Here is a 17366-nt window from a genome sequence, read left to right as displayed (position 1 = left end):
TCAGGAATCCTGTTATTTTAAAGTTGTAGCGAAGGGGTCGAGGCATGCCATTGAGTCCCAGAATCCAAGCCATAGGGATCCAGCTGCTGCTCGGTCGGATGATGTCGCGGGTCCACAAGGACCTGCGCTTCGCGGACATCCCGAAGCGCACCGAAGACCTCCTCGTGGAGACCGGCGCCGGCCCGGTGCCCTGCACGGTCTACCGCCCGCCGGCCGACACCGGAACTCCTGCCCCCGTGTACGTCAACTTCCACGGCGGCGGTTTCGTGGTCGGCCGCCCGGAGCAGGACGACCACATCTGCCGCTACATAGCCGCCACCGCCGGCTGTGTCGTGATCAACGTGGACTATGCCGTCGCGCCGCAGCGGCAGTTTCCGGTGCCCGTCACCCAGGCCTACGACGTCACCGCCTGGGTCGCCGGCAATGGTCCCGTGGGCGGCTGGGACGGCTCGCGCCTTGCCGTGGGCGGCCACAGTGCCGGGGCCAACCTGACGGCCGCGGTCTGCCGCATGGCCCGGGACCGCGGAACCTTCTCGCCCCGGCTCCAGATCATCGACTCCGCACCGCTCGATCAGGTCGCCGACCCGGCCACCAAGCAGTCCCTGATCGCCAAGCCGCTGCTCAGTCCTCATCTCATGCGAATCTTCACGGCCGCCTACGTCCCCGACCCCGCCCACCGTGCCGATCCCCTTGTCTCACCCGCACTGGCCGATGACCTCGTCGGGCTCCCTCCCGCCCTGGTCATCACCGCGGAGAACGACCGCTTGCGAGAGGAGGGCGACGCCTACGCCAAAGCTCTGGAGGCTGCCGGTGTTCCGGTCATCCACCGTGTCTTCGAGGGAGTCGATCACTACTTCACCCACACCGGTCCGGTGCCGGCGGGGAAGACCGCCATCGACATGATGGCAACCACCTTGCGCACCGCACTCAGCGTCTGATGCCAGCCGGTCGGGGCAGGCGCATTCGGTCGCGGGGGGACGGGGCCACGGAGCAGGTGGGTGCCCGGACGGCCGGCCCCCTCCGGCCAGATGGGCCCGCTCGTGCGCGAACAGCGCCCGCCGCTCCGCCCCATGCAGACACGACAGCTTCACCGTCGACACCACCATCCGTGGCACCCTGCCGCGCGGTCGATGACATTCTCACCACGCGGCAGCACGCACGCCGCCCACCACAGCCCCCAGTGCCGGAATCGCCACCCGGCCGGTGACGCCGTCGTACGGGACCGCCCCGCCGTGCCGCCGGCCACCCGGCTCACGGCAGTACGGGCATCGCGAGTCACTTCGCTTTCCGTGCGGGCGGTTCAGAGGTTGAGGCTCTACAAGGCCGAGTGGTGCGTGAACTGCCGCGCGTGGCCCGCACGCCCGACAGCGTCCCGTGCAAGGCGCCGACGGCGGGATGTTCACGAGTTCCGACAGCATCTCGCTGCGCCGTACGCGCCGCACCCGATGCTCGGAGATCCCCACGAATCCTGGGCCGGCACCCGGTGGCATTCTCCCGAAAGTGGGCTTCGCCGTGGCCGGCAGGTTCGTGACACGCGAGGATGCCGGTCATGTCCACTGACCAGAGCCTCGCTCCCGCCCGTTCGACGCGTTCAGCGTCCGTGGTGTTCGGAGCGGGAGCGGCTAATCGGTGTTCTGGGCGGGATGATCGGGCTGGGTGGCGCGGAGAGGCTCTCGTACGTCTAGTCCAGAACGCCAGCGGCGAGTACGGGTACTTCATCATGAAGGGCCTGTCATCGGCATCGGGCGTCCGCACCCCGCGCCATGGACATCTCGTCGACCTCTACGTCCCCACTGCGCACAGCCGCGAGGAGCTTAGCGAACAGCAGGCCGATCGAAGGAAGGGGTAGCAGCGGGCAGACGGCACCTCAGTTCGAACTGGGGCGCACCTTCGGCGCGAGCGCTTGGACGGGAAGACTCCTCGGCCGTAGCGCGCGCGTTCCGTCAATCCCGGCCCCGTGGGGTGGATCGAGGGATGCTGGTGACACCATGCGAATGTTCTGTGTCCTCGCCGTCCTGGTGGGCGCGAACCTGCTCAACAATTGGCTCGCGCCCGGCGCCTACGTACTCACCTGCGTGGTCGCGGCTGCCGCGCTGCTGCTGATCGCCCGGTGGGACGGTCTCACCCGCGCCGATCTCGGGCTCGATACGGTTGCCTTGTACCGCGGGCTGTGGTGGGCATCGGTCCTGGTGGCCGCGGTTCTTGCCGTCTTCTTGGTCGGGCTTGCTCTGCCGGCCACCAGGGAGGCGTTCGAGGACGAGCGCGCCGCGGGCCTGACCCTTGGGCAGCTGCTGTGGCGGGTGCTGATCCGGGTGCCGGTCGGCACCGTGCTGCTGGAGGAGGTCGCCTTCCGCGGCGTCTTGTGGGCCATGGTCCGGCGTCGGCGTGGTACTGCGTGGGCCACGGCTGTGTCGTCGGTGCTGTTCGGGCTCTGGCATGTGCTTCCCTCGCGCGGGCTGAGCCGGGCCAACGCGGCCGCAGCCGTCCTCGGCACGGGACCGACAGGCACCGCGCTGTCGGTCGCGGCCGCCGTTGTCGCCACGACCGCAGCTGGCGTCGTCCTGTGCGAGCTGCGGCGCCGGTCCGGAAGTCTGCTGGCGCCCGCGGCGCTGCACTGGGCCGTCAACGGCTTCGGCTATGTGCTGGCCTGGGCGGTACCGCGGTGGAGGGGCCAGGACTGAAGCCGAAGTACTGGATCACGCGGCACCACGACGCCCGCAAATCGCCGGCGGCTCTGCCGCTACGGCTCGCCAGGCTGGGAAACCTGGCGGCCCTCCATCTGGGACAGCCACCCCAGCCGCGCCAACCGCTCCGTCCCGGCCCTTACACTTCCCCATCACCATCCGCGGAGTCACGGGGCTCGCTGAGATCGAGCGCGTACCGGCTCGCCCACCCTGCTCACCTCCCACACCCGGCGCCCGAGAGCAATTCGCCACTTTGCCCCTGCCCGTACAGCCGACCTCCTGGCAAAGCGCCTCACCGCGGCCGACCTTGGCATCACACTGGGGACTGGGCGAATCAGCCGTGGCGTGTTGTGCCGCTGAGGATCTGCTCGCGAAGGATGTCGGCGTGGCCGCAGTGTTGGGCCAGTTCGCGGAGCGTGTGGAGGTAGATCCAGCGCAGCGGCAGTGGGCCCCGGCGGTTGCCCCGTACGAGGTCGTCCAGCGTGAGCTTTGCCGTGGCCTGACGGGACGCCGTGCAAGCCTGTTGGTAGGCGTGCTGGACTGAGGCGATCGTGTCGCCGTCGTGGAGGTCGAACGACTCGTCGGGCGAGTCGGGAATGCCGATCTCGGTGCGGGACCGGCAGGTGATCGCCTCGTCGAACCAGACCTTCTCGACGAACGTGGCGTGCTTGACCAGGCCGAGCAGCGTGGTTTTGGACGTGACCAGTGACCGGCGTGCTTGCTCTTCGGTCAGCCCGTTCAGACTGTCGTACAGCGCGGATCGATGCTCATCGAGGAATACCTCGAACTGATCGCGGAGGGCTGCGTGGAAGACGGCGCGGTCTGTCGACGGCGGGAAGTCCATGACCGTAACGATAGGCGTCTCAGCTCCTGCCGTGAGATCGCGCCTGTGTGGAGCGCATCCAGGCGGCGAAGGCTTCCACGGCGTTGACGCCTGTATCAAGGCGCAGGCAGTGGAGCACGAGCGTGGCCAAAGGGATCGGTGTGGGTGAGAAGCAACGGTAGTGAACCGGTTCGCTAGGGCTGCGGTTGCCGCATCCCACTGGGCCCTGCCCAGCAGGTGCTGCATGCCGACGACCCCCATGCCGCCACCCTGCCCACCAGCGGGCCGGCGGCAGGTCCCGGACTTCTCATCGCCGGTGTGCACCGCCGCCCCGAAGATCAGGCCCAACACGGCAAGGGCGGCGATGCCGAACACCCTGGCGGTCCGCAGGCCTGACCGGCCGGGTGAACAACTCCCGCCCAGTGGGCTGACACCGCCGCCCCGTTGGTGATGCCGGACCGTCAGCCCAGCGGGCTGGGGTTGTCGAGAACACCGCCGGTGATGATGTACGGGCCTCCGGCCACGGCCACCGGCTTGTACGGGCCTCCCGCCACCGTCTCCTCCGTCGGCTTGTACGGCCCCCCGGCCACCGTGTCCTCGACTACCGGGACGCTGTGCGTCTGGTGATGACCCGCCTGGGCGGCGCCGGTGGCCAGGGCGACGAAGGCGAGCGCACCGCCTATCACCCCTGCAACGCTCTTTACACGCATGATCGTTGTACTCCCCGTTCTGGTACTGGATGAACTGAGCCGTGCCAAGTCTGGCAGGGCACTCAGGAAAGGCACACGTTTTCGAGCCGGAGGAGAGCGTCGTGCACGTCGTCTCGGGTCTCCCAGCGGGTCCATAGGAGGCGAGGGCCGTGGAGCCAAGCGATGGCGGACTCGGCAACCCACCGAACGCGGCCCAGGCCCGAGCCGTGCGGTTGCCCGCGCCGGGCAATCTTCGGGACGATGCCGCGCTCACGCGGCCGACGACGGTAGCTGTCGTGGCCGCGTCGATGATTAGCCGCGGTCGGCGTACAGCGCGACAGCGGACGTCCGACATCAGCCGGGCCCCGAGCGGTACCAGACCCCGCTGGTGCCAGTGTCGATGACTTCCGCGAGCGCGTCGATCACGGTCAGCGAGCGCACCCGGGAGCCGTCCAGGACTGCCTGGGCGGTGTAGCCCAGCCCGAGTCCGTCGACGGCGACGTCCAGAACTCGTCACCGAGCTTGACCTCGTACACCTCGTTGTCCGAGACCGGGTGGCGGCGCCGACGCAGACTGATCTCGCCCATCGGCGTCGGTTGCCGGCCGATCTCCTCGAAGCGCGGGCCCCCGTTCACCTTTCAGGCGTCGATGATGACGGGGATGATCAGTGGCCTGCGGCGGTGGGTGCGGAACGCCCAGTTGGCCACGGCTCGGGCGATGAGCTGTTCGAGCTGGTGGGCGTCGCCGACGCCCTCCTGTGCGGCGTTGGCCAGCGTTTTCTCGATGACGGGAATGACCGGCTCGAAGGTGGTCTCGTCATGGACGAAACCGCGGGCCAGGAAGTCGGGGGTCTCGGCCAGGGCACCGGTGTCGGCGTCGACGATGGCCACGACCGTGACGACGCCCTCCTCGGCGAGGGTGACGCGGTCCTTGAGGGACGCCTCCGTGGCGCCGCCGACTTCCATGCCGTCCACGTAGACGTTGCCCGCGGGCACCTTGCCGGTGATGGAGGCGCGGCCGTCGACGAGGTCGACGACGACACCGTCCTCGGCGATGACGACCCGGTCAGGATCGACGCCCGTACGGATGGCGAGGTCGGCGTTGGCCCGCAGATGACGGAACTCGCCGTGCACGGGCATGACGTTGCGGGGGCGGACGATGTTGTAGCAGTAGACGAGTTCACCGGCGCTCGCGTGGCCGGAGACGTGCACCTTGGCGTTGCCCTTGTGGACGACGTTGGCGCCCCACCGGGTCAGCCCGTTGATCACCCGGTAGATGGCGTTCTCGTTGCCGGGGATGAGGGAGCTGGCGAGCAGGACGGTGTCGCCCTTGCCGATGCGGATCGCGTGGTCGCGGTTGGCCATCCGCGACAGTGCCGCCATCGGCTCGCCCTGGGATCCGGTACACACCAAGGTGATCCGGTGGTCCGGCAGCTTCTCCAGCTCCTTGGCGGTCACGACCAGGCCGCGCGGGACCTTGAGATAGCCCAGGTCGCGGGCGATGCCCATGTTGCGGACCATCGAGCGGCCCACGAAGGCCACCTTGCGGCCGTGCGCATGGGCGGCGTCCAGGACCTGCTGGATGCGGTGCACATGGCTGGCGAAGCTGGAGACGATGACTCGGCGCGGGGCGGTGCGCATCACCTGTTCGATCGCGGGGTTCAGCTCGCGTTCGGAGGTCGTGAAGCCGGGGACCTCGGCGTTGGTGGAGTCGGTGAGGAACAGGTCGACGCCCTCCTCGCCGAGGCGGGCGAAGGCGCGCAGGTCGGTGATCCGGTCGTCCAGGGGGAACTGGTCCATCTTGAAGTCACCGGTGTGCAACACCAGGCCGGCGCCGGTGCGCAGGGCCACCGCGAGACTGTCCGGGATGGAGTGGTTGACGGCCACGAACTCGCAGTCGAAGGGGCCGAAGCCACGCCGGTCGCCCTCGCGCACACGCACCGTGCGGGGCTTGATGCCATGCTCTTTGAGCTTGGCCTCGATGAAGGCGAGGGTGAGCTTGGAGCCGACGAGGGGAATGTCCGACCGCTCCCGCAGCAGATAGGGCACGCCGCCGATGTGGTCTTCGTGGCCGTGGGTGAGGACGACGGCGACGATGTCGTCGAGGCGGTCCCGGATCGAGGTGAAGTCGGGCAGGATCACGTCCACGCCCGGCTGGTTCTCCTCCGGGAACAGCACACCGCAGTCCACGATCAGCAGCTTGCCGGCATACTCGAAGACGGTCATGTTGCGGCCGATTTCGCCCAGGCCCCCCAGGGCGGTCACCCTCAGCCCGCCTTCGGGAAGCGGGGTGGCGGCTTTGAGTTCTGGGTGTGGATGGCTCATACCCGCACGTTACCGGAGGGCCTGCCGGGATGATCCACTGCCTGCACGGTGGATGCGAGGCGCGGTGCGATCGGGGGGCCGCGCTCACCGTAGGGGGAGATGCGGGGAGTGGTGCGGGTGATCACGCCCACCGCCGGTAAACCGTACTCCGGGTGTGCCGGAGAAGATCTCGTGCCCCTTGTCGTGGTCCCGCCTCGGCGGCCGGTGGTGCGCCGCGGCGCTGCTCCACTCGGTGTACAGCAGGACGCGGCTGCCGTCGGCGCGGTGCCGGACGTGGGCCGAGACCGCACCGGGGTGGCCGCCCTCCTGCGGCTGGGCCGCGATCGCGGCCCAGCCGCACCAGCGGCACCGCACGGCCCGCGACCTGCCCGGCAGCATGGGCCGGCGTCCGCTTCCCGCTCCGTTTCCACGCGCAGCTGCTCGGCCAGCCGACGTGCGACCCCGCTCGGTGACAGCGAGCTTCCCCGGTTCCTCGCGCACTGTTGGCCATCATCGGAACGGCAGACGATCTCCAGCTCCGGCAACCACCCGTGACCAGCACGAATACACGATCAACGACTCACACCGGATCCACTGCCATAAGCACCCAGCCGTGAATGACGCCGGTCCGAACCCACGAGGCTGCAGGCTTCGCGGCACCCCCAGTGGTGTACCGCCGTATCGGCTCAACTGAAAGCCCAGACAGTTGAGTTGATGACATGCCATCATGCGGTCATGCCTGACCCCGAAGTGCTCGCCATCGCTACCGGTGCTGCAGCAACGATTCTCGCCGACACCGTTCGCCTGGGATGGGGCCGCGCCCGTACGATAGTCGACCGTCTGTTTCGGCACGGTACCGAGGACGAGCGCGATGCGGCAGTGGGGGCACTGTCGCGGGGCGTTGCCGACGACCACCTCCGCATCGCCTTGGCGTCACTCCTCGCTGCCCAGGCGGAACGCCGTCCCGAGGTCCTGGCAGAACTGCGTTCTCTGGCCGCTACCCGGTCCGCTGTCCCCGCCGTGCAGGTGCAGCGCAACGAGGGGGCAGGAACGTTCATCGCCGGCGATGTGATCGGAGGGCTCACCATCAACCACGATGGCTCACGGTGACTGACGGACATGGCCGGGAAACGAGTGACCAGCACAATCACGGCTCAGGCACCTTCATCGGCCGCGTCGTGGGCGACGTCACCATCAACCACGGGGCGTCGGCCTCTTCGCCGGCCCGGCATGACGCTTCGGCCCCCAGCACGTCGAGGCGAGACCTGCAGTTGTATGAGGCTGCCGACCAGCTTGCTCAGGCGGTCGGGGTGCAGTGGCGGCGGGAGGAGGAGCGGCGGCGGGTGCATGACCCGTTCCCGCTGCCGGTGCGCTGGCACCCGGCACCCGAGGCCCTGATGGATCACTGGGCCAATATCCGTCGCGGCTCAGCCGGGGTGACCTTCGGCCCGTTGGCCCTGGACGGCCAACTGGACCGGGTCGTCGACGTCTACCAGCGGATACCGTCAGGGCGGCTGGTGGTCCTGGGCCGGGCCGGCTCGGGCAAAACGGTCCTGACCCTGCGGTTCGTCCTCGACTTGCTCGACGCCCGCACCAGAACCGATCTCATACCGGTGACCTTCGGCCTCGGGTCGTGGAACCCAAGCACCACCTCATTGCGGGACTGGCTGACCGACCAACTCCTCCGCGACCACCCCGGTCTGGCCTTGCCCGGCCCGACCGGATCGAGTATGGCCGCCGCCTTGGTCGAGGCCGGCCGCGTCCTGCCGGTGCTTGACGGGTTCGATGAGATCGCCGACGGGCTGCACCGTGCTGCCCTTCAAGCGCTCAACGCCACCAGCCTGCCGCTGCTGCTGACCAGCCGCCCCGACGAGTACGCCACCGCTGTCGCGGCAGCCGACGTCCTGACCGCCGCGGCCGGCATCGAACTGGACGACCTCACCCTGACCGACCTGGTCGACTATCTGCCTCGAACGACCCGCAAATCCGCCGCCAGCGGCGGCACCACCACGGTGTGGGACCCGGTCCTGGCCCGCCTGCGGGACTATCCGAGCAGCCCGGCAGAGGCCAACCTCACTGCGGTGCTGTCCACCCCGCTGATGGTCGTCCTCGCCCGCGCCATCTACAGCGACACCCCGGACCGCGACCCCGCCGAGCTGCTCGACTCCCCACAGTTCGGAACCCGTCAAGCCCTGGAGGATCACCTCTTGGGCGCCTTCGTCCCCGCCGTCTATCAGCACCCGCCCCTCGACCAGCGCTCCGGCCGTCGGCGATACCGGAGCTGGGACCCCGACCGCGTCCCACACTGGCTCGGCTACCTCGCCTGGCACCTGAACCGGCTCGGCACCGCAGACCTCGCCTGGTGGCATCTGGGCAACACCATCACCCGCCCCACACGGATGCTCGTGGGCGGGCTCGTGCTCGGGCTCGCTGCCGCGCTGGCAAACGGGCTGGCAAACGGGCTCGCGATCGGGTTCACCGTCGTGCGTGCGCACATGGGCTGGGACGGGGACGAGGTGGTCGGATACGCGTTCGCGTTCTCGGGTGGCTTCCGAGCCTGGCTCCTGTACGGACTCGTGAGTGGACTCGCAGCGGGGCTGGTGGCCGGACTCGCGTTCGGACTCCGGTTCGGGCTCCGGTCCGAAGGACGTGAGCCCTCGCGCATACGGCTACGAGTCCGCGGCCGGGCAAGACAACTCCTGGAACAGGTCGCGGGTGGGGTCATATTCGGACTTGCGGCCTGGCTCGTCATTGGACTCGCGAGCGGGCTCGCAACCCTGCTGGCAAGCCAGGTCATAGCCTGGCGGCGCACATTCGGGGTGCTGGACATACTCCTGTCCCTGCTCTGGGGCGGACCCCGGTTCGGGCTCGTGGTCGGGCTGGTGTTCGGGCTGGCGTTCGGACTCCACATCCCCACCGACATCAAGGCCGCGCCCAGCCCGTCCGAGCTGCTGGCTGCCAACCGCAAGAACGCGGTCTTCCAGTCATGCGTGGGCTGCCTGGCGTTCGGGCTGGCGTTCGGGCTCGTGGGCGGGCTTGTCAACGCGTTCGTGGGCGGGTTCGTGTGGGGCTTCGTGGTCAGGCTCAGCACCGATGCCTGGGGCCGATGGTTGATCCTTTCGCGCGTCTGGCTGCCGATGACTGGCCGACTGCCCTGGGCGCTGACCGCATTCCTCGACGACGCCCATCAGCGGGGGATGCTGCGCCAGGCCGGCGCGGTTTACCAGTTCCGCCACGCCCGACTTCAAAACCACCTCGCCCACCTCTACCAGACACGCGGCGATCAACAACCCGCCACCTCCCCTGAACCGGAAGACCAAAGCCAGCCGTCCCGTCGCCACTGAACCGCGATCTCCGACAGACGCCGGTGCCCGGCCGGTGACCCACGTGCCGGACATGCCCTCTTGGCACCGCCTCTGGTCGCCGTGGCTCCTGCTCGGTGGCTGTGGATCAGACCGGCCGGGCATGGGCTTGCGAATCCCGATCCGCCGAGGTGGCAGGGGAGTTGGCCCAGTAACCATGCAGGTGATGTGTCAGACCGGCGGGTGCCGGGCCCGCGCGTCTCCCGTCACCAGCCGGTCAGCAGCAAGTGATTGAGAAGCAGGGCGATCACGGCCTGCGCAGCGAGCCAGGTACGGGGCCGGGACAGGGACGCGCATGCGGCCGGAAGCCACATGGCGAACGGCAGCCAGATGCGCTCGGTCTCCGCCTTGCTCATCCCCGACAGATCGGCGACGAGCAGAGCAGTGAACGCGGCGGCGACCAGCAGGGCGAGGCGGAGGTCAGGCGAGAAGTCGGGCCCACCCGCCCGCGACACGACACGCCGACGCGGGAGGGAAACCACAGGTACAGAAGCGCCGAGGCGGTCGGGTGTCCGCACGCGGAGAGGAACGCCGGGGGAAGAACGTGCCCTGAGCCGTGCCGGGGACTCGAAAAGCCTGGCGACGGTGCGCCGCAGGCCCGCCACTGTCGCCGGGCCCACGATCAGGACGGTGCAGGCGAGGTTGGCCCACACCCAGTAGCTGTAGGGCCGGATGCCGCCGGCTCCTTGGTGGTAGCGGTCGACGAGCAGCTGGTACGCCTCCCACCAGTGGAAGCCCGCGAGGGTGAACGCGAGCGGGACGACGGTGACTCCGGCGAGGACGTAGGGCAGGGGTCGTGTTCGTCGCGGGCCGCCGAGCAGCAGTGCGGCGCCCGCGACGACGGCGAAGAGGGTGAGGCCGTAGGAGAGGTAGCAGGTGAGGCCGAAGAGGAGGCCGGAGGCGAAACCGGTGAGCCGGGGCCGGTGGCCGGTGACCGCGAGGGCGAGGAACGCGACGCTCCAGGCGGCGACGGCCGCGAAGTACCCGTCCGCGGACGTCCCCATCCACACCGCGGCCGGCGTCAGCACCAGGAACGGCGCCGCCCGGCGCGCCAGGGCCTCATCTGCGAGCGCCCGCACGGCGACCAGTACCGCCACGCATGCCGATGCGCCGACGGTGATGCACCAGGTTCCGGCCCAGCCCCCGCCGCCGAGTCCGGCCCGGTCGAGCAGGACGAAGGTGACCGTCGCCGCCGGCGGGTGGCCCGCCACATGTGCGGGCCAGTTGTCGGGAGAGTGCAGCAGGATGTGGTGGGTGAAGTCCCGCAGCGTCGCGGGGATGTCGTCGAAGCGGTCGATGACCTGCAGGTACTCGTACCTGGTCGTGAGCCGGACCGCGATCCCGCGCTGCCAGCCGTCGATCAATGCCAGTGACCACGTCCAGGACATCGCGGCACCCCAGGCGGCGCCGAGCAGCGTGCGCCACGGCAGCCGGGCGGCCACGCGCGGGCCGTACGCCACAACGCCGATCGCGACGACCAGCGCGGCCGGGGTACCGGGACCGACATGAGGTCCCCAGTCGGCGAGCAGGGGAGGCCAGTCCACGTACAGGGTGCCGTGCTCCCGCTCGATCGCGGTGCCGACGACCGCGGCCGCCGCGACGAGCAGCGCGGCGGCCGCGGTCGCGTACAGGTCTCGGAGAAGATCTCGGGTCACGAGGAAACGCTAGGCCGCGCGGATCGTGCCCAGGCCGCTGCGCGTGCGGACGTCAGCGTTTCGTCATGTGTCGACGGCCCCCTCCCACGGCTGCACCGCCGTACGGTCGGCGCATGCCACGGTTGCACACCCCTCCCGCCTCGCCCATGTCGCCCGGTTTCTGGCGCAGTTCCGTACGCGGCCCCTGGTTCACCTCCGTCCTGGGTGTCGTGCTGCTCGGCGGGATCACCGTGCTGTTCGTGACGGGGCTGCTGTCGTACGCCGCATACAACCCGGACCTGTCGCCGGTGAACGACAAGACCCCGGACAAGGGACTGCTCGGCTTCTACCTCTTCGCCTGGCCGACCGACCCGCACTGGCTCTACCGGCTCAACCAGGGCCTCCACGTCACGCTCGGTATCACGCTCATCCCCGTCCTGCTGGCCAAACTGTGGTCGGTGGTACCGAAGCTGTTCTCGCTGCCGCCGGCCCGGTCGCTCACCCACGCCCTGGAGCGGGTCTCCCTGCTGCTCCTGGTCGGCGGCGTGCTGTTCGAGTTCGTGACGGGTGTGCTCAACGTCCAGCTGGACTACGTCTTCCCCGGCTCCTTCTATCCGCTGCACTTCTACGGCGCCTGGGTGTTCTTCGCCGCGTTCGTGGCGCACGTGGTGCTCCGGGCCCCCGCTGCCGTACGCAATGTGCGCCGCATGCGGGCGGGGACAGGCCCTCAGGAGGAGGCGGGAGGTGAGCCGGACTTCCTGCTGGTCTCCCCGCGACCGGCCGAGCCCACCGTGTCCCGGCGCGGGGCATTGCGGCTGGTCGGAGGCGGTTCACTGCTGCTGTTCGGGACCACGGTGGGGCAGAACTTCGACGGTCCGCTGCGGCGCACGGCCCTCCTCGCGCCGCACGGTGGTGCCGATCCGGGCAGCGGCCCCGGCGGCTTCCAGATCAACAGAACGGCCGCGTCCCGGGGGATCAGCGCGCGGGAGACGAGCGAGGAAGTGTGGCGGCTGGTGATCAGGGGGCCCTCCGGGACGCTCCGGCTGAGCCGCGCCGAACTGCTCGAACTGCCGCTGCACAGCTCGGCGTTGCCCATCGCCTGTGTGGAGGGCTGGTCCACCGGCGACCAGTGGTGGCGGGGCGTACGGCTGCGGGACCTGGCTTTCCTCGTCGGGTACGACGCGGGCGAGGCACCCGACGTCCTGGTGGAGTCCCTCCAGCGACGTGGTGCCTTCCGCGAGGCCGCCCTGCGGTCCAACCAGGTGCGTGACCCGCGCTCGCTGCTCGCCCTGGACGTCAACGGCGAGCCGCTGGCCCCCGACCACGGCTACCCGGCCCGGATCATCGTGCCCGCGGCGCCCGGTGTGCTCAACACCAAGTGGGTGGCCCGGATGACGTTCGGAGACCTGTGATGCGCAGGGTGTTCCCTCCTCTGGGAAGCCCCTTGCAGGTTCTGCTCCTGGCCAGCTCGTTCGCGCTCGCCGGGTACGCGGGCGTGCGTCTGCTGTCCGGGGACTGGCTCGGGGTGACGCTGTGGTTCGTGGGCGCGGCCGTGCTGCACGACCTGGTGTTTCTGCCGCTGTACGCGACTGTGGACCGGGCGGTCACCGGTGTGCTCGGTGCCGTCGGCCGCCGGGAGCGGACCCTGTACGTCCGGGTGCCGGCGGCCCTGTCCGGGCTCCTGCTGCTGGTGTGGTTCCCTCTGATCAGCGGCCGGGTCGCGGACAGCTACGAGTCGGCCACCGGTCGGTCCGCAGACGGCTTCCTCGCCCGCTGGCTGCTGATCACCGCCGTACTGTTCGGCGGTTCTGCCGTGCTGTCGGTGCTGCGGCTGCGCAGGGAGACGAAGCAGCGGCCGCCGGCCGACCACTGATCGACCGTGCGCCAGCCCAGCGGGCGGGCGTACCGCAGCAGCGCCGGGGTGCCGAGCCGGGCCCAGCGGAACGTGGCTTCGGTGGCGCCCCGTGGGGCGGGGCCGCGCACGATGCGGACGTCGGCGCGTTCGTCCACGTCCGCCGGGACCGTCTCGGCGATCAACAGGCCACCAGGCAGCACTAGTTGGGTCAGTCGGCGGAGCAGGGCGCGAGGGTCGCCGCCGATGCCGAGGTTGTCGTCGAGGAGCAGGGCGGTGTTCCAGCGGCCCTCGCCTGGCAGGGGTTCGAAGACCGAGCGCCGCAGGGCAGGCCCGCCGAGGTCCAGGGTGTGGGCGACCGCGGCCTCGCTGACGTCGATGCCGAGCGCGGTCCGGCCCTGGGCCGCGAGTTCCGTGACCAGCCTTCCCGGCCCGCACCCGACGTCGAGGACAGCTCCCTCACACCGGCCCAGGACCTGCTGGTCCACGGCGTCGGCCCGCGCACACCACCGCTCGACGTCCAGCGGCAGCAGCCAACCGTCGCTGCGGCGCAGGAAGAGTGGTCCCCGGCCGGCCCTGAGGGCGTCGGCGTAGGGGTCGGCGGACCAGCTGTGCTTGGAGTTGTCTCGCGCCATCACCTCATGCGCTGTGCTCATCGGTGGCCGGCCGTCCGCAGTCGGGCCAGTTCCGCGGCGAAGCAGCCGTGTGGCGCCATGGCGGCGACCGCTTCGGCGTCGGCTGCCGTGTCCACGTCCCGCAGCCGCGGCAGATCGCGCACCCGCAGGCCCGCGGCGACCAGACGGTCGCGCTGGACGGCGCCGGTGACGGGCGTCGACATCGGGACCCCGCGCAGCAGCTCCGGGACCGGCTCCGCCAACCCCAGCGCCCAGAAGCCGCCGTCGTCGGCCGGACCGAGGCAGGCGTCGTACCCGTCGAAGTCCACAGTGAGCAGGCTCGGGGTGACCTGCGGTGTGTCCATCCCGATCAGCAGGGCCGGGCCGTCGCAGTCGGCGAAGGCTGCCGCCAGCCTCTCGTCGAGGCCGCCCGCGCACTGAGGGACGACGTCGAAGCCGGGCGGCAGCCAGGGCCCGTCCGTCCCGTCGAGGACCAGGACCCGGCGCCGGACGGGTGTCTCGGCCACCGTTCGCAGGGTGTCCGTGAGTGCCGCCTCGGCGAGCGCTGCGGCCCCCTCGGGCGTGAACGGCGGAGTGAGCCGGGTCTTCACCCGCCCCGGCCGGGGTTCTTTGGCGATGACGAGCAAGGTGGTCATCGGTGGATCCCCCTTGTCGCCCGGGGTCGCGCTGCGGTCGCCGTGGGTACGGCGGGTGTTTGGGCCAGGACGCGGCTCATGTCCCGTACCGCCTGCCAGGTGCCGCGCCAGGTGCCGGTCACCTTCGAGGCGCCGGACCGCGGCAGATACGGGACGTCGTGCTCGGTCACGCGCCAGCCCGCATCGGAGGCCCGCACGACCATCTGCAGGGGATAGCCGCTGCGCCGGTCGGCGAGGTCCAGGGCGAGCAGTGGCTCGCGGCGGGCCGCGCGCAGGGGACCGAGGTCGTGCAGCCGTAGTCCGGTGCGTCGGCGCACCATCAAAGCGAGCGCGCGGTTTCCGACCCGGGCGTGCGCGGGCCAGGCGCCCCGCCCCTGGGGCCGACGCCGCCCGAGCACCAAATCCGCCTCACCGCCCTGGACTTCGCGTACGAACGGCACGAGCAGGGCCGGATCCAGCGAGGCGTCGCAGTCGCAGAAGCACACGATCTCGGCCGTCGCGGCGGTCAACCCCGCATGGCAGGCGGCGCCGAAGCCGCGCCGGGCTTCGTGGACGACGGTCGCACCGAGTTCGCGGGCTATGTCGGCCGAGCCGTCGGTGGAGCCGTTGTCCACCACGAGGGCGCGCCAACCGGGTGGGATGCGGTCGAGTACCCACGGCAGGGCTTCGGCCTCGTTCAGACAGGGGAGGACGACATCGACGCCCTCGGGTACGGAAGAGGTCATCACGGCTCTCACCCTACGAACGCGAACGACGCATACCGGACTTCGGCTCCTTACGAAACACGGACGTCAGCGCCCGCGGACGGCTGGAGGGCGACGAGGAAGAGCGCGCGTGCGAGGCTGGCCGTATGGAACAGCAACCGTACGAGTCGGCGGCTGACGCCTCCGCCGGCCGAGGGACCGGGGGTGCCCGCGTCCTCGTTGTCGACGACGACCCCACGGTCGCGGAGGTCGTCTCGGGCTACCTCGATCGCGCCGGGTACCTCGTGGACCGGGCCGGGGACGGGCCGACCGCCCTCGCCAGTGCCGCCGCGCACTGGCCCGACCTGGTCGTACTCGATCTGATGCTGCCCGGCATGGACGGCCTGGAGGTGTGCCGCCGGATGCGCGGACGCGGCCCGGTGCCGGTCATCATGCTCACCGCCCGAGGCGACGAGGACGACCGCATCATGGGCCTGGAGGTAGGCGCGGACGACTACGTCACCAAGCCGTTCAGTCCCCGCGAGCTGGTGCTGCGAGTGGAGTCCGTACTGCGCCGCACGAGGCCCCTCGCGGGCGCGCGGTCCCTTGGCGCGGCCGGCCTCACGGTCGACCCGGCGGCCCGCCGCGCCGCCAAGAACGGCGTCGAACTCGCTCTCACATTGCGGGAGTTCGACCTTCTGGCGTTCTTCCTGAGCCATCCGGGCCGGGCGTACAGCCGCGAGGACCTGATGCGGGAGGTGTGGGGCTGGGACTTCGGCGATCTGTCGACCGTCACGGTCCACGTCCGACGCCTGCGCAACAAGGTCGAGGACGATCCCGCCCGGCCCCGTCTGATCCAGACGGTGTGGGGCGTCGGTTACCGCTTCGATCCGGTCGGCAGTTCGGGCCAGGACGAGGCGTGATCATGCGCGACACCCTCCTCATCGCCCTGTACGCCCTCCTCGGCGCCGGAGCGGCCGGGCTCCTCGGCGCGGGAACACTGTGGCTGTTGCGCCGCCGCTCCCTGACCACCTCCCTCACCGTCGTGGTCGCTGTCGCCGTGACCGCGATGCTCATGGGCACGCTGGCCGTGGCGTGGGCGATGTTCCTGTCCGCGCACGACCTGACCGTGGTGACGACGGTGGTCGCGATGGCGGCCGTCGTCTCCCTGGCCACCGCGCTGCTGCTGGGCCGCTGGGTGGTCGCCCGCAGCCGCGAACTCACCCTCGCCGCCCGCTCCTTCGGCGACGGCGGCGACTTCACCGCGCCCCACGGTCCGGTCACCGCCGAACTAGCCGCGCTCGGCCGGGAACTGGAGGCCACCAGCGCGAAGCTGGCGGAGTCCCGGGAGCGCGAGCGCGCCCTTGAGTCCTCCCGTCGTGAACTCGTCGCCTGGATCTCGCACGACCTGCGCACCCCGCTCGCGGGCCTGCGCGCGATGGCCGAGGCGCTGGAGGACGGCGTCGCCACCGACCCCGGCCGATACCTGCGCCAGATCCGCACCGAGGTCGAACGTCTCAACGACATGGTCGGCGACCTCTTCGAACTCTCCCGCATCCATGCCGGCACGCTGGCTCTGTCGCCCTCCCGGATGTCCGTCTACGACCTGGTCGGCGATGCTCTCGCCGGGGTATATCCGCTGGCCCGCGAACACGGGGTGCGACTGGTCGGGGACCGCGTCGAGCCGGTGCCGGTGGAGGTGGACGGCAAGGAGATGAGCCGCGTGCTGGGCAATCTCCTGGTCAACGCGATCCGGCGTACCCCCACGGACGGCACCGTCATGGTGGCCGCCGAACGCCTGCCCGACGGCGTCGTGCTCTCCGTGACGGACGGCTGCGGCGGCATCCCCGAGGAGGACCTGCCCCGCGTGTTCGACACCGGTTGGCGCGGCACCCACGCCCGCACGCCTCCGGCGGGCGCCGGGCTCGGCCTGGCCATCGTCCGCGGCATCGTAGAGGCCCACCAGGGCCGCGCCACGGTCCGCAACATCCCCGGCGGCTGCCGCTTCGAGGTGGTGCTGCCCGCGGCCGCTTCCTGAAACGGGCAGCACCACCGGTCCATCAGGG

The 17366-nt window shown here is 70.4% G+C and carries 14 protein-coding genes and 2 pseudogenes; 7 read left to right on the top strand and 9 right to left on the bottom strand.

From position 1 onward, the window contains the following. The first annotated feature begins 44 nt into the window (after nucleotides 1–44). A complete protein-coding gene (locus HDA41_RS00990; RefSeq protein WP_184979753.1) occupies nucleotides 45–938 on the top strand; it encodes an alpha/beta hydrolase in 894 nt (297 codons plus the stop codon). A 1050-nt stretch (nucleotides 939–1988) separates the two neighbouring features. Further along, the gene (locus HDA41_RS00985) at nucleotides 1989–2681 is read left to right on the top strand and encodes a CPBP family intramembrane glutamic endopeptidase (protein ID WP_184979751.1); all 693 of its coding nucleotides are present in this window, start codon (nucleotides 1989–1991) and stop codon (nucleotides 2679–2681) included. 337 nt (nucleotides 2682–3018) lie between these two features. Here HDA41_RS00985 and HDA41_RS00980 read toward each other — a convergent pair whose 3' ends face one another. From HDA41_RS00980 to HDA41_RS00960, 5 genes and pseudogenes are all read right to left on the bottom strand, one after another. After that, a complete protein-coding gene (locus HDA41_RS00980) occupies nucleotides 3019–3528 on the bottom strand; it encodes a DinB family protein (protein ID WP_184993031.1) in 510 nt (169 codons plus the stop codon). 440 nt (nucleotides 3529–3968) lie between these two features. Further along, a complete protein-coding gene (locus tag HDA41_RS00975; RefSeq protein ID WP_184994162.1) occupies nucleotides 3969–4217 on the bottom strand; it encodes a hypothetical protein in 249 nt (82 codons plus the stop codon). Between the two features lie 62 nt (nucleotides 4218–4279). After that, nucleotides 4280–4492 (bottom strand): annotated as a pseudogene (locus HDA41_RS00970) (IS5/IS1182 family transposase); the annotation flags it as partial. Nucleotides 4493–4524: 32 nt separating this feature from the next. Further along, nucleotides 4525–4783, bottom strand: a pseudogene (locus HDA41_RS00965) (spermidine synthase); the annotation flags it as partial. 51 nt (nucleotides 4784–4834) lie between these two features. Next, a complete protein-coding gene (locus HDA41_RS00960) occupies nucleotides 4835–6520 on the bottom strand; it encodes a ribonuclease J (protein WP_184979749.1) in 1686 nt (561 codons plus the stop codon). 714 nt (nucleotides 6521–7234) lie between these two features. Between HDA41_RS00960 and HDA41_RS40570 the strand changes: the two genes are divergently transcribed. Then, nucleotides 7235–7609 carry a hypothetical protein gene (locus HDA41_RS40570; protein WP_221511383.1) on the top strand — a complete coding sequence of 125 codons (375 nt, stop codon included), beginning with the start codon at nucleotides 7235–7237 and terminating at the stop codon, nucleotides 7607–7609. After that, nucleotides 7606–9843, top strand: a complete 2238-nt coding sequence (locus HDA41_RS00955; protein ID WP_221511382.1) for an NACHT domain-containing protein — start codon at nucleotides 7606–7608, stop codon at nucleotides 9841–9843. Before HDA41_RS40570 ends, HDA41_RS00955 begins: the two co-directional genes overlap by 4 nt. Before the next feature lie 224 nt (nucleotides 9844–10067). On the opposite strand, the gene HDA41_RS00950 is transcribed toward HDA41_RS00955, so the two are convergent. Beyond that, complete coding sequence (locus tag HDA41_RS00950; RefSeq protein WP_184979745.1) at nucleotides 10068–11516, bottom strand: phosphatidylglycerol lysyltransferase domain-containing protein; 1449 nt, start codon at nucleotides 11514–11516, stop codon at nucleotides 10068–10070. A 113-nt stretch (nucleotides 11517–11629) separates the two neighbouring features. Between HDA41_RS00950 and HDA41_RS00945 the strand changes: the two genes are divergently transcribed. Next, entirely contained in the window at nucleotides 11630–12907 is a 1278-nt protein-coding gene (locus tag HDA41_RS00945) for a molybdopterin-dependent oxidoreductase (RefSeq protein WP_184979743.1), read from the top strand. A 316-nt stretch (nucleotides 12908–13223) separates the two neighbouring features. Here the strand turns inward: HDA41_RS00945 and HDA41_RS00940 are convergent, their stop codons facing one another. Genes HDA41_RS00940 through HDA41_RS00930 form a run of 3 tightly spaced genes read right to left on the bottom strand, consistent with a single transcriptional unit; the run spans nucleotide 13224 to nucleotide 15342 of the window. Beyond that, nucleotides 13224–14003 (bottom strand): class I SAM-dependent methyltransferase, encoded by a 780-nt coding sequence (locus tag HDA41_RS00940; RefSeq protein ID WP_184979741.1) that lies wholly within the window; start codon nucleotides 14001–14003, stop codon nucleotides 13224–13226. Continuing rightward, the gene (locus HDA41_RS00935) at nucleotides 14000–14617 is read right to left on the bottom strand and encodes a TIGR04282 family arsenosugar biosynthesis glycosyltransferase (protein ID WP_184979739.1); all 618 of its coding nucleotides are present in this window, start codon (nucleotides 14615–14617) and stop codon (nucleotides 14000–14002) included. Before HDA41_RS00935 ends, HDA41_RS00940 begins: the two co-directional genes overlap by 4 nt. Next, complete coding sequence (locus HDA41_RS00930) at nucleotides 14614–15342, bottom strand: glycosyltransferase family 2 protein (RefSeq protein WP_184979737.1); 729 nt, start codon at nucleotides 15340–15342, stop codon at nucleotides 14614–14616. The genes HDA41_RS00935 and HDA41_RS00930 overlap by 4 nt, the downstream gene beginning before the upstream one ends. Before the next feature lie 125 nt (nucleotides 15343–15467). On the opposite strand from HDA41_RS00930, the gene HDA41_RS00925 reads away from it, so the two are divergent. Beyond that, complete coding sequence (locus tag HDA41_RS00925) at nucleotides 15468–16223, top strand: response regulator transcription factor (protein ID WP_184979735.1); 756 nt, start codon at nucleotides 15468–15470, stop codon at nucleotides 16221–16223. Nucleotides 16224–16225: 2 nt separating this feature from the next. After that, nucleotides 16226–17338: a sensor histidine kinase gene (locus tag HDA41_RS00920; protein ID WP_184979733.1), complete on the top strand. Its 1113-nt coding sequence runs from the start codon at nucleotides 16226–16228 to the stop codon at nucleotides 17336–17338. The last annotated feature ends 28 nt before the right edge of the window (nucleotides 17339–17366 follow it).

Origin of the sequence: Streptomyces caelestis (assembly GCF_014205255.1) — a bacterium.
GTDB classification, from domain to species: Bacteria; Actinomycetota; Actinomycetes; order Streptomycetales; family Streptomycetaceae; genus Streptomyces; species Streptomyces caelestis.
Note: the sequence above shows the minus strand (reverse complement) of the source record. Positions and strands in the feature narration are given on the sequence as shown.

Coding starts and splice junctions, on each gene's coding strand:
- HDA41_RS00925 (WP_184979735.1), top strand. CDS start 15,468: ATGGAACAGCAACCGTACGAGTCGGCGGCTGACGCCTCCGCCGGCCGA.
- HDA41_RS00960 (WP_184979749.1), bottom strand. CDS start 6,520: ATGAGCCATCCACACCCAGAACTCAAAGCCGCCACCCCGCTTCCCGAA.
- HDA41_RS00930 (WP_184979737.1), bottom strand. CDS start 15,342: ATGACCTCTTCCGTACCCGAGGGCGTCGATGTCGTCCTCCCCTGTCTG.
- HDA41_RS00975 (WP_184994162.1), bottom strand. CDS start 4,217: ATGCGTGTAAAGAGCGTTGCAGGGGTGATAGGCGGTGCGCTCGCCTTC.
- HDA41_RS00920 (WP_184979733.1), top strand. CDS start 16,226: ATGCGCGACACCCTCCTCATCGCCCTGTACGCCCTCCTCGGCGCCGGA.
- HDA41_RS00940 (WP_184979741.1), bottom strand. CDS start 14,003: ATGAGCACAGCGCATGAGGTGATGGCGCGAGACAACTCCAAGCACAGC.
- HDA41_RS00980 (WP_184993031.1), bottom strand. CDS start 3,528: ATGGACTTCCCGCCGTCGACAGACCGCGCCGTCTTCCACGCAGCCCTC.
- HDA41_RS00985 (WP_184979751.1), top strand. CDS start 1,989: ATGCGAATGTTCTGTGTCCTCGCCGTCCTGGTGGGCGCGAACCTGCTC.
- HDA41_RS00935 (WP_184979739.1), bottom strand. CDS start 14,617: ATGACCACCTTGCTCGTCATCGCCAAAGAACCCCGGCCGGGGCGGGTG.
- HDA41_RS00990 (WP_184979753.1), top strand. CDS start 45: ATGCCATTGAGTCCCAGAATCCAAGCCATAGGGATCCAGCTGCTGCTC.
- HDA41_RS40570 (WP_221511383.1), top strand. CDS start 7,235: ATGCCTGACCCCGAAGTGCTCGCCATCGCTACCGGTGCTGCAGCAACG.
- HDA41_RS00945 (WP_184979743.1), top strand. CDS start 11,630: ATGCCACGGTTGCACACCCCTCCCGCCTCGCCCATGTCGCCCGGTTTC.